We start from the raw sequence: 11,228 nt of genomic DNA on the forward strand, positions 1-11,228 counted from the left end.
ACGGCGTGCCTGACACGAACCGTGAGCACCTCGGAGCCAAGGTCAGGACCCGGCACGAAACGGCCGAGGTGTCGGACTCGGGGGCCGACGTGCATCTCGTGTTCACGGTATGGGACATCGCCGGGCGCCGCTTCTACAACAAGCGCCAGCTCCGCGCCTACTGCCGCGGCGCGAAGACCATCCTCGCGGCGTGCGACCTGTCGGAAACCCGGAGCGTGGAGGAGCTGGGGTACTGGCTCTCGGTCGCGACCAGGATACTCGGCAAGGTGACCGTCGTGATCCTGGCACGGGACCGTCCGGCGGCGGATCCCCTCCCGATCGCGGAGGCGCGCCTCGCGGAGACCGCGCGGACGTTCGGGGCCATCGTGCTCCATGTCCCCCGCGGGGACCGGCGGCGCATGGAGCATCTGTTCCACGGGCTCGGGGCGGAGACGGTCCGGGACGTATTCGGGCTCCCCTGGCGGCCGGGCATGTTCGCGTGAGCGTCGGCGCTGGGCCGGGACTCCGCGGTGGCCCCAAACGTTTATGGCGGGTGGCCTTGTTCGGCCCGCATCATGGCGTTCGAGCGGCCGCGCGGGACGAACGACTGGGGTCCCGAGGACATGGCCAAGCGCCGCTTCGTCGAGTCCGCGTTCGTGCGGACCGCGGCGGGCTTCGGCTTCCGCGAGATCCAGACGCCGATCTTCGAGTCCCTCGACCTCTTCACCGCGAAGTCGGGACCCGGTGTGGTCGAGGAGCTCTACGCGTTCAAGGACAAGGGAGGGCGGGACATCGCCCTGCGCCCCGAGTTCACCGCCCCGATTCTTCGCTTCTACGTTGCGGAGCTGCGGAGCCTGCCGAAGCCCGTGAAGGTGTACTGCTACGGCCCCGCCTTCCGGTACGAGGAGCCGCAGAAGGGCCGATACCGGGAGTTCGAGCAGCTCGACGCGGAGATCATCGGGGGCGCGACGCTCGCCTCCGACGCCGAGGTGATCGCGCTGGCGATCGAGACCATGCGCGCGATCGGCCTCAAGCAGATCAAGGCCCGGATCGGGCACATCGGGATGCTGCGCGCCTTCCTCCCCTTCGGTCCCGCCGACCAGGCGAGGGTGCTCCACGCGCTGGACAAGAAGAACTTCCCCGCGCTTGAGGACGAACTCAGGCGACTGGGGCAGTCCGAGCTCGTCGCGCCGTTGCGGCGCATGGCCGCCCTCCACGGCGACGCGGCGGTTCTGGACGAGGCCCAGACCGTCCTCGGCGGCAAAGGGACCGACGCGTTCGGCTATCTCAAACACGTCGCCACCCAGCTGTCGCGCTACGGCATCCTGCCTTCCGAGTACGAGTTCGACATGGGCGTGGTCCGCGGGCTCGACTACTACACGGGTCTCGTCTTCGAGCTCGACTCCCCGAACCTGGGAGCCGAGAAGCAGGTCGGCGGGGGCGGTGCCTACATGCTCGCGGAACTCTTCGGCGGCGAGCCTGTGGCTCAGACGGGCTTCGCGCTCGGGGTGGACCGCCTCGTCCTCGCGGCCGAGGCGGAAAACGTCTTCCCGCCCACCGCGGGCATCGACGCGTACATCGTGCCCATCGGGGAGTCCACGCGGGGGCGAGCCGTGGAGATCCTAACCACGCTGCGCGCCGCGGGCCTCCAGGCCGATATCGATCTCGTGGGTCGCGGTCCCTCCAAGAACCTGGATTACGCGAACGCGACCCGCGCGCGATTCGCCGTCCTGGTCGGCGAGCGGGAGCTCAAGGCGGAGAAGGTCGGGCTCCGCAACCTGAAGACGGGGGAGCAGCGCGAGGTCCCTGTGGGCATCCTCGTCGAAGAGATCCGCGCGGCGGAGGCGTCGTCAGGCTGACAGCTTCCCGATTCGGTCCGCCCAGCTCGCGAGCCGCGTCAGCTTCGCGGGCACCTTCTCGCCCACGAACAGGAGAGGGTACATCCCGCCGTAGATCCCGAAGTCCGCGAGGCTCGGCTCGCCCAGGAGCCAATCGCGGCCGTCCAAGATGGCGTCCACCATGGCCAGGTGCGTCTCCATGTCCTCGCGGAACTCCCCGCGGCGCATCTCGAGCACATGCCAAGGTCCGCGGGCACGAGTCTGCATCTCCTCGAAGACCCACCGCTCGTGGTCGTCCCGTAGCTTCGGCAGCACCTTGGTGACGACATACCGCCACACGCGCTCCTCGAGGACCTGGTGGCCCCAGTGCTCGAGGACGATCGCCAGGCCCTTCTGCCCCCTTGGATAGAGCGTGGGCTTGGGTACCCGCGCCTCCAGGAAGTCGGGGATGTCGTACCAGAACACAGGCTTGCCCTCCCACACCAGCGTGGGCACGTAGTCCTGGCCCGTCGCGGCGATCAGCGCGCGCTTGTCGTGGTACGGGACATCCACGGGGTCGAAGGCGATCTTCTTGAACGCGAGCATCCGCTCCGCCGCGACGCAATAGTGGCTGAAAGGCTCCGTGTACAGCTTGGGTCGGGAGGCCATGGCCCGGGAGACGCCGTTCGGCACTTAAGGCTAGAGCCGTCGAACCGGTAACGGGAGAAAGGAGCGGGCTACGCGCGACCCGGGATCCGCCCGGACCTCCCGGGACAGCACCGCGACCGAGAGGACGACGAGGGCAGCGAGGTAGACGACCTGGTCCGCAAACGTGACGCCGGCAAACGTCGCCAGGAGGCCGAGGCCATTGAAGAGGATGTGCGCCGCGAACCCGGCTCCGAATCCGAACCCGATGCCGAAGAGGGGCGCCTCCAGGGAGCGCCAGACGCCCAACGCGGCCCCGAGCGCCAAGGCGACGAACGTGGCGTGGGCGACCTCCCGCAGCGTGAAGTCGGCCCCGCCCTGGCCCGGGTAGAACGCGAGCCCCTCCAAGAGCCCGAACAGCCCTCCCACCGCCCAGGGGGCCAGGAAGAGCCAGTACCGCAAGGCGAGCGCGGGGTCGCGGCCGCCCCGGAGCACCGCGGACGCCAGGAGAAGGACGAGCAGGGTCGCCGTGAGCTTGAGGCTCTCCTCAAACGCGGGACCGAGGACGACCATGGTCAGCGGATCGTCGTCCGGAAACCGGAGCAGCCGCAGCGGCGTCACGATGAGCAACGGCACGAGGGCGGCCAGCACCAGCCGGAGAGGCAAACCGGCCCCGATCCCTCGCCGCTCATTGTCGCCGATCGCACCGGGCCCCCGAGTCCTAGGCCATCCAGGGCTTGGGCTTGAGGATTGCCCTGCCCCGGCGCAAGCTCAGCCCGAGACCGTGCGGCGGAACATGGAGGTCGTCGCGGTCAAGCTGAGCGCCCCGACCGCCAAGATTGTGAGCGCGGCGTAGGACAGGAGCGTCCAATCGAAACCCGTAATCACGAGGGCGTGGAGGGCGTCCGCGATGTAGCTCATCGGGTTGTACGTGGCCACGGTCTGCACCCACGAGGGGAGGAAGACCTTGGGCATCATCGCGGTGGACAGGAACAGGAGGGGGAACGTGGTCAGGAGGCTGATCATCAGCGTGGCCTCGGAGTTCTTGGTCGCGAGGCCGATGAACGTCGAGATGCCCGACCAGGCGATCCCGAAGGCCATCGCGAGCGCGAGGAGGATCAGCAGGCCCCCGATGCCCGACGCGATCGTGACGCCGAGGAGGAAGCCCAAGATCAAGATCACGATCGTCTGGATCACGATCCGCGTACCGTCGCTGAGGACCTTCCCCATGAGGATCGCGGAGCGGTGGATCGGAGCGACCCGCATCTTGTCCATGTAGCCGCTCTCCAGGTCCGTGACCATGCCCATCCCGGACTGCATGGCGGAGGAGATCACGGTCTGGATGATGACCGCGGCACTGAAAAACGTCACGTAGGAGGAGGTCTTCGCGACTTGGGAGAAGCCCGGGACGCTCGCGATTGACTGGAACGCCTGGGTGAAGAGGACGAACCAGACCACGGGCTGCACGAGGCTGAAGAACAGGAACTGGGGCCGCCGCAGGGTCTTCTTGATCCAGCGGCCGAAGATGCCGTTCACCTCGGACACGTAGTTCGTGAAGCTCATCACATCGCCCTCCTTCGGCGGGCGCCCCACATCATCCGGCTCGGCGGCTTCACTTCCTCGGAGCGCATCTGGTGGCCCGTGTGCTTCAGGAACACGTCGTCCAGGGAGGGCGCGGACAGGGTCAGCTGGGAAATCTGGACGCCCACGTCGTCGAGCATGCGCACGATCTGCGGCACCAGGCTCGGTCCGCTCTTCGCGTACACGGTCACGCCAGCGTCGTAGTTCTGGACTTCCTGGATCCCCGGGATGCGCCGTAGGCCTTCGCGTGCGACGTCGCGCACGTTCTTCGCGCCGTCCGACTTGAGCGCGATCTGGATCACGTCGGCACCGATCTCCGCCTTCAAGGAGGCCGGCGTTCCCTGGGCCACGATCTTCCCCAGGTCGATGATGCAGAGGCGGTCGCACAGGCGGTCCGCCTCCTCCATGTACTGGGTCGTGAGGAAGATCGTCATCCCCTGGTCATTGAGGGACTTGATGTAGTTCCAGACCGAGATCCGGTTCTGGGGATCCAGCCCCGTCGTGGGTTCGTCGAGGAACAGGAGCTTGGGCTTCGAGATCAGGGCCATCGCGAGATCGAGCCGACGGCGCATGCCCCCGGAGTACGTTCCGGCGCGCCGGTCGGCGGCGTCCTCGAGGCCTACGGTCTTGATGATCAGATTGACCCGCGGGTCCATCTCCGCGCGAGGGATGTGGTAGAACCGCGCCTGGAGCCGCAGGTTCTCTCGGCCCGTGAGGTCGTCGTCGACCCCGACGTCCTGGGCGGCGTACCCGATGATCTCGCGAATCTTGGCGGGCTCCCCCTCCAGGTCGAGTCCGTCCACGAACACGGTCCCCGCGGTCTTCTGGAGGAGCGTCGTGATGATCTTGATCGTGGTGCTCTTCCCGGCGCCATTGGGGCATAAGAAGCCGAAGACCTCGCCTCGCTTCACATAGAACGAGATTCCGTCCACCGCGCGGACATCTGGGTCGAACGTCTTTTTGAGGTCCTTGACTAGGAGGATGGCATCGGTCTTGGTGATGACCTTCCGGCCCGTGGCGGCGGCGGCCGCCGGCTTGCTCACGGACGGGCGAACCGCCGAAGCGGGGGGCAGAGATTGCTCAGCCTGAGCGCTCATCGCCGCGTTCAGCCATCGGAAGGATTTAAGCTCGCCGAAATTCACGCGGCGACATGGCCGTTGCCCGCCGACCTCCATCTCCCGCCACCCGTCGTATGGCGGCGACGGTCTTGCGGGGAAGATAGGTACTTATCCAGGCGGCCCGGTTCGCGGCCGCTCGAACGGGGGGCGAGGCAGGATGCCTGGTAAGACACACATCGGGACCGAACTCACGGATCCCACGCTCTTGTTCCTGAAGACACCCGAGCAGGTCACGCGCGAAGCGAGCCGGCTGCTCGACGAGGCCCGCTCCATCCTCGCAAAGACGGTCAACGTGAAAGGAAAACGGAGCGTTGCGAACACCCTCGTCCCCTTCAACGAGCTGTCGAATCGAATCAGCTTGGTCGCCCTCCAGACACAGCTCCTCTTCAACGCACACACGGACGCGGCGGTTCGGGACGCCGCCAACAAGGCCTATCTGGCCGCAGACAGCCTGTCCACCGAAGTCAGCTTGAACCGGCCGCTCTACGACGCGTTCGCCAAGCTCGACGTTCGGAAGGCGGATCGGGAGACGCAGTACGCGGTCTGGAAGATCCGACGCGACTTCCGCCGGGCCGGTGTGGACCGGGACAAGCCGACCCGGACCCGGATCAAAGCCCTGAACGACGAGATTTCCGAGATCGGCTCCACGTTCGACCGGAACATCAACGAGGACCAGCGATCCATCCATCTGGACGACCCTTCGGACCTGCAAGGCCTCCCGGACGATTTCATCGCGAGCCACGTCCCGAAGGAGGGCAAGATCACGCTGACGACCGCATACCCGGACGCGATCCCCGTGTTCCAGTACGCCGCCAAGGCGAGCGTCCGCCAACGACTGCAGCGCGAGTTCTACGACCGCGGCTACCCCAAGAACCTCGAGGTCCTCGCGCGCCTGCTCGAGAAGCGGCACGAGCTGGCGACGCTCCTGGGGTACCGGGACTACGCCGAGTACGTGACGGGGGACATGATGATCGGGTCGGCAAAGGCGGCCGCGGAATTCATCGAGAAGGTCGCCCGCACCGCGGGACCGAGGACGAAACGAGACTACGCGCAGCTTGTGGAGCGAAAGCAGAAGGACGTCCCCGCGGCGATGGGCCTGGACCCCTGGGACGCGAACTACTACATCGAGCGACGGCGGGCGGAGCAGTACCGCTTCGACTCGCAGGAGATCCGGCCCTACCTCCAGTTCGAGAAAGTCCGCGACGGCCTCTTCGACGTCTCGGGGCGGCTCTTCGGCCTCCGGTACCGGCGCGTGACCCGCGTCCCGGTCTGGCACGAGTCCGTGGAGGTCTACGACGTCTACGAGGGACGGACGCGGCTCGGTCGGTTCTACCTCGACCTGCACCCGCGGGAGGGCAAGTTCAGCCACGCCGCGTCGTTCTTCCTGGTCGTCGGCATCCGCGGCGTCCAGCTTCCCCAGGCGGCCCTCCTGTGCAACTTCCCGGATCCCCGCACCTCCGCGGGCCCCGCCCTCATGGAACGCACGGAGGTCGAGGCGTTCTTCCATGAGTTCGGCCACCTCCTCCATTCGATGCTGTCCGGCCGCACGAAGTGGCTCAAGACGAGCATGGAGGCGATCGAGTGGGACTTCGTCGAGGCGCCGTCCCAGATGCTGGAGGAGTGGACCCGCCGGTACGAGAGCCTGGCGCGTTTTGCGAAGCACCACACGACCGGGGCCACGGTGCCCAAGGAGCTTGTGGAGCGCATGACGCGAGCGAGCACCGCGGCCCGCGGCATGTGGACCTCCCGCCAGGACTTCCTCGCCGCCTTGTCCCTCGCGTACTACAGCCGCGACCCCAAGGGGCTCGACACGACCGCGCTGGCCAAGGAGGTCAACGCGCAGTACTACCCGGTCCCCTGGTACGACGGGACGCACTACCAGTGCAGCTTCGGACACCTCACGGGGTACTCGGCGGTATACTACACGTACCTCTGGTCCCTCGTCATCGCGAAGGACCTGTTCAGCGAGTTCGCGAAGGGCAGGTCGATCCTGGAACCGAAGGTCGCCGCGCGGTACCGCAAGGAGATCCTCGAGGCGGGCAGCGCGCGTCCTGCGGCGGACATGATCAAGCGCTTCCTCGGCCGGCCCATGCGCTTCGACGCGTTCCAGGCGTGGCTGAATGAGGGCGCGTCCTGAGTTATCCCTCGATCCCTGCCAGCCGCCGGGCGAGTTCCTTCTTCCTCTCCAGGTCCGCGAGCTGGCGGATTCCCAGGGAGGCGGCCGCGGGCGACCCGCCGCCGTGCATGCAGAGCGTCGACAGCTTCCCCGGTCCGAAGACCATGCTCTCAATCAGCCGCGCGGCCCGAAGCCGCTTCTCCGCGCTGACGTCCCGGAGGCCGCGATAGTACTTGTCCACGAGGTCCCCGACCCGGTCGCCGCGGAGGTCTCGCTCCGAGGGCATGCAGGAAACCATCCCGCCGCCGACGTCTTCCGCCAGCCGCTGGATCTCGTACGGGAGGCGGGTCACGCTCGTCTTCGTCACATTCGCGAGGAGGGGGTCGGGGAACCAGGCGCCCGAAGGCGTCTCCTGCCCCTGGTACGCGGCCCCGAGCGCCTGCGCGTACAGGGACTCGGCGAGGTAGGTCATCTCCACGAACCGGTCCGTGAGCTGCCGCGTGAGCCCGTTGTACTCCGCGAGCAGGGCGGCCGCGCCCGTGAGCACGTCCCCGCATCCCGCGAGGCACCCGCCCAGGGTCATCCGGTGCAGGAGGACGAACTTGGAAACCGCGTCCCCGGTGAAGTCGTACTCGCCGCACATGAACACGCGATCCCGGGGCACGAAGACGTCGTCGAAGATGACCAAGGATTCCGACGAGCCGAAGCGCACGTTCCCCTTGTCGAACCCGTCCTCGAGCTTGCGCTCGTCCCCCATCTGGCGGTCGACCACCTGGACGACCCCGTCCGCGTTCAGAGGGACGGCCGCCGCGACCGCGTGCTCCCGCTCGGCCTCCGAGAACGCGGCCCCAGGTTGGACGAGGATCTCATGGGAGCCCACCGCGCCGCCGATCATGCTCTTCGCCCCGCGGATCACGATCCCGTCCCGGTCTTCCTCCACGACCCGCAGGTAGACGTCGGGGTCGGGCTGGTGCTTCGGCTTCAGGGAGCGCACGCCCTTCGGGTCGGTCAGGGCGCCCGCGATCGTGAGGTCCTCGCGGCGCACCTTGGCCACGTACCGCTGCAGGCGGCGGTGGTAGTCCGAGCGGTTCCGCGCGTCCATCTCGAACGTGGTGTGCCACAGCGCGTTGATCGCATCCCAGCCGCAGCAGCGGCTCGCGGTGCACACGCCCGTGCGCTGGCAGAGGAACCGCGCGACCCGGACGCGGTTGACGAGGTCCTCGCGGGACCGGTGGACCGAACAGTACACGTTGAACGGCTCGCGGCCCTCGCGCCGGATCATGGAGTCGCGGTATCGGGGATCCCGCGCGAGGTCGTAGATCGCGCCGATGCCTTCCAGGGCGAGCCGCGTGAACCCGTTCTTCGTCACGTCGGGGACGCGCTTGCCCAGCATGGTCACATCCGCGTGCAGGTCGCGCATGCTCTCCAGGTACCGCTCCTTCGTCTTCAGGGGCATCGCCTCACCTCACAGGAGCTCGTTCGAGATCACGAGGCGCTGGATCACCGACGTGCCTTCGTAGATCTCCGTGATCTTTGCGTCCCGGTAGTAGCGCTCGAGCGGGAGGTCCGTCATGTAGCCATACCCGCCGTGGATCTGGAGCGCCTTCCTCGTGGCCTCCACGGCCGCGGAGGCGGCGAAGAGTTTCGCCATGCTCGCCTCCATGGTGTGCTTCTTGTGGTGGTCCGTGAGCCAGGCGGCCCGGTACGTGAGGAGGCGTGCCGCCTCGATCTCCGTGGCCATGTCCGCGATCATCCACCGGATCGCCTCGAGGTCCGCGATGGGCTTGCCGAACTGGACGCGGTGACGCGCGTACTGCACAGCCGCATCGAGGGACGCCTGGGCGATCCCGACCGCCTGCGCGGCAATGCTGATGCGCCCGCAGTCCAGGGTCTCCATGGCAATCCGGAACCCGTCCCCGAGGCGACCGAGCAGGTTCTCCTGCGGCACGCGGACCTCGTCGAACACGACCTCCGAGGTCACCGAGGAGCGGATCCCCATCTTGTCGAAAATCTTCCCGATCCGCACGCCCGGTGATTTCCGAGGAACGAGGAACGCGGAGATGCCGCGGTGCGCGAGGGACTTGTCCGTCATCGCAAAGACGACGAACGTGCCTGCCACCGGCGCGTTCATGATGAAGTACTTCCGGCCCGTGAGGACGAATTCTTCGCCCTGGCGCACAGCCTTGGATTCCATGGCGGCCACGTCGCTGCCCGCACCCGGCTCTGTAAGGCAGAAGGATCCGAGCACCTTGCCCTGGGCCAGAGGGCGCAGGAAGCGGCGCTTCTGGGCGTCCGTCCCGAAGTTGAAGATGGGCTGGCTCGCCAAGGACACGTGAACCGCCAAGGTGACCCCTAAGGCGGCGGAGGCGCGGGAGATCTCCTCGACCGCGATCACGTAGCTGAGGATATCCCGACCCGCGCCGCCGAACTTCTCGGGGAACGGGAGGCCGGCCAAGCCGTGCGCGGCCAGGGCCTTCCAAGCCCGCGTCGGGAACTCGCGGTTCCGGTCCCACGCGTCCGCGTGGGGCGCCACCTCCGCTTCGACGAAACGCCGGACCTCCCGGCGCACCTCCTCATGCCGACGATCCGGGGCGAACTCCATGGAAATCCCGCCCACACTCCGTTTCCCCGTGCAAGAAAGTCCCCTATGTACTGTGCATAGTCCGACCCCAGCCGCGGCCCGCACCCGGACGACCCGCAAGGGCTTTACCCCGCGCGGCATTAGCCGCCATCGTGGCGGTCATCGCGAAGATCGGAGTGCTCGAGCACCGCGGGAAGGTCCGGACCCCGGAGGGTGTGTTTGAGGTCGGTCGCCCCGTGGACGGCTGGTATCCCGTGGGCGGGCCCCCCGCCGAAGGTCCCGGTCGGGTCCGGTACAATCCGGACCGAGAGGTCCTCGACATCGCGCGACCCGGCAGCTCCCTGTCCATCGCGTTCCGGCCGGACGTGGAACGCACGGTGTTCGAGTTCCGCGGGCATCGGTACGAGGTCGCCTCGATGGACTTCGGCAACGTGCTGATCCGGGAGGGCAGCCAGCTCGTGGTCCGGGGGCACGTGACGATCGGCGGGGTGCGGCTCGTGTCCGTCGCCCCCGATCTCCTGCCCATCGAGCGCGAGCTCGCGTTTGGACTCGCCCTACGCGGCTCGGCCCTCGACGAGGACTACTGGCGTGACGAGCATGTCCTGACCGAGTGGAGCAAGCAGCAGGTGGAGGACCTGGCGCTCCACGAGGATAAGCGACGCCGCCACGAGGACGGGTAGTCGCGATTCTCCCTAGTCGTCGGGAAGGCGCAGCCGTGGCGCGGAGGTCCTGAGGTGCTCCTTCTCGAGGTGCTCCTTCGCCCGCGCAGCGAGCCACTCGAAGCGTCCCCACGCGTTGAACGGCACCTCATACTTCGACGTGACGAACTTCGCATGGGGCTCAAAGACCTGCCAGTCCCGCACGACGAGGTACTGCAGCGTGTCGAGGACGAGCTCCAGGTCCACGAGGCCGTTCTCGACCATGAGCCCGATCAGCTCGTACAGGTACGCGAAGTTGCGGACCTCGAGGTCCTCCTCGGATTCGAACGCGTCCGCCCAGTTCGTGGCCTGGAACCGCTGCAGGATATCGAACATCCGCTTGCGGCGGCGCGGGAATGACTCCTCGGTAATCCGTTCCAGGAGGGACAGGGCGACGTTGGATCGCTCCTCGCGCAGCGTCGCCTCGATGAGCTTCGCGTTCTGGCGCATCTGGAACACGATGAAGATGGCTCCGAGGATGACCGCAATCGAACTCGAGGCACTCAGCACGGTGACAATGTCGGAGAGCGTGACCATGGCCGGGACTCCGGCGGCGCCGAAAACGCCTGCCACACATCAAGCTGTCCCCGCCATCCTGGGTCCGTGAACCCTCGCCCCGATCTTACGCCGCGGCCAGGTCGGCTCAGCGGCGTCGCCGCTTAATCCGGTGCTCGGGTCCCTTGACGTGCCCGC

General features: G+C 67.4%; 11 protein-coding genes. 4 read left to right on the forward strand and 7 right to left on the reverse strand.

Translation table 11 applies throughout. The features are described 5' to 3' along the window. A partial coding sequence (locus VEY12_06880; GenBank protein HYM39851.1) for a hypothetical protein occupies positions 1-482 on the forward strand: 482 nt, incomplete at its 5' end. 72 nt (positions 483-554) lie between these two features. Beyond that, positions 555-1,838: a histidine--tRNA ligase gene (gene hisS / locus VEY12_06885; protein HYM39852.1), complete on the forward strand. Its 1,284-nt coding sequence runs from the start codon at positions 555-557 to the stop codon at positions 1,836-1,838. On the opposite strand, the gene VEY12_06890 is transcribed toward hisS, so the two are convergent. From VEY12_06890 to VEY12_06905, 4 genes are all read right to left on the reverse strand, one after another. Beyond that, complete coding sequence (locus VEY12_06890; GenBank protein ID HYM39853.1) at positions 1,830-2,465, reverse strand: glutathione S-transferase family protein; 636 nt, start codon at positions 2,463-2,465, stop codon at positions 1,830-1,832. The two genes, hisS and VEY12_06890, sit on opposite strands and share 9 nt — an antisense overlap. 30 nt (positions 2,466-2,495) lie before the next feature. Beyond that, positions 2,496-3,107 carry a hypothetical protein gene (locus tag VEY12_06895; GenBank protein HYM39854.1) on the reverse strand — a complete coding sequence of 204 codons (612 nt, stop codon included), beginning with the start codon at positions 3,105-3,107 and terminating at the stop codon, positions 2,496-2,498. A gap of 105 nt (positions 3,108-3,212) precedes the next feature. Next, complete coding sequence (locus tag VEY12_06900) at positions 3,213-4,004, reverse strand: ABC transporter permease (GenBank protein HYM39855.1); 792 nt, start codon at positions 4,002-4,004, stop codon at positions 3,213-3,215. Continuing rightward, positions 4,004-5,065 (reverse strand): ATP-binding cassette domain-containing protein, encoded by a 1,062-nt coding sequence (locus VEY12_06905; GenBank protein ID HYM39856.1) that lies wholly within the window; start codon positions 5,063-5,065, stop codon positions 4,004-4,006. Before VEY12_06905 ends, VEY12_06900 begins: the two co-directional genes overlap by 1 nt. Positions 5,066-5,297: 232 nt before the next feature. Between VEY12_06905 and VEY12_06910 the strand changes: the two genes are divergently transcribed. After that, complete coding sequence (locus tag VEY12_06910) at positions 5,298-7,277, forward strand: M3 family metallopeptidase (protein HYM39857.1); 1,980 nt, start codon at positions 5,298-5,300, stop codon at positions 7,275-7,277. 1 nt (position 7,278) lies between these two features. Here VEY12_06910 and VEY12_06915 read toward each other — a convergent pair whose 3' ends face one another. Next, positions 7,279-8,712: a 4-hydroxyphenylacetate 3-hydroxylase N-terminal domain-containing protein gene (locus VEY12_06915; protein ID HYM39858.1), complete on the reverse strand. Its 1,434-nt coding sequence runs from the start codon at positions 8,710-8,712 to the stop codon at positions 7,279-7,281. A gap of 9 nt (positions 8,713-8,721) precedes the next feature. Beyond that, positions 8,722-9,858 carry an acyl-CoA dehydrogenase family protein gene (locus VEY12_06920; GenBank protein HYM39859.1) on the reverse strand — a complete coding sequence of 379 codons (1,137 nt, stop codon included), beginning with the start codon at positions 9,856-9,858 and terminating at the stop codon, positions 8,722-8,724. 131 nt (positions 9,859-9,989) lie between these two features. On the opposite strand from VEY12_06920, the gene VEY12_06925 reads away from it, so the two are divergent. Next, positions 9,990-10,517, forward strand: a complete 528-nt coding sequence (locus VEY12_06925; protein HYM39860.1) for a hypothetical protein — start codon at positions 9,990-9,992, stop codon at positions 10,515-10,517. A gap of 12 nt (positions 10,518-10,529) precedes the next feature. Here the strand turns inward: VEY12_06925 and VEY12_06930 are convergent, their stop codons facing one another. Further along, entirely contained in the window at positions 10,530-11,072 is a 543-nt protein-coding gene (locus tag VEY12_06930) for a DUF4760 domain-containing protein (GenBank protein ID HYM39861.1), read from the reverse strand. Between the last annotated feature and the right edge of the window lie 156 nt (positions 11,073-11,228).

It is taken from the genome of Thermoplasmata archaeon (assembly GCA_035632695.1).
In the GTDB taxonomy this organism is placed as follows: Archaea; Thermoplasmatota; Thermoplasmata; order RBG-16-68-12; family RBG-16-68-12; genus RBG-16-68-12.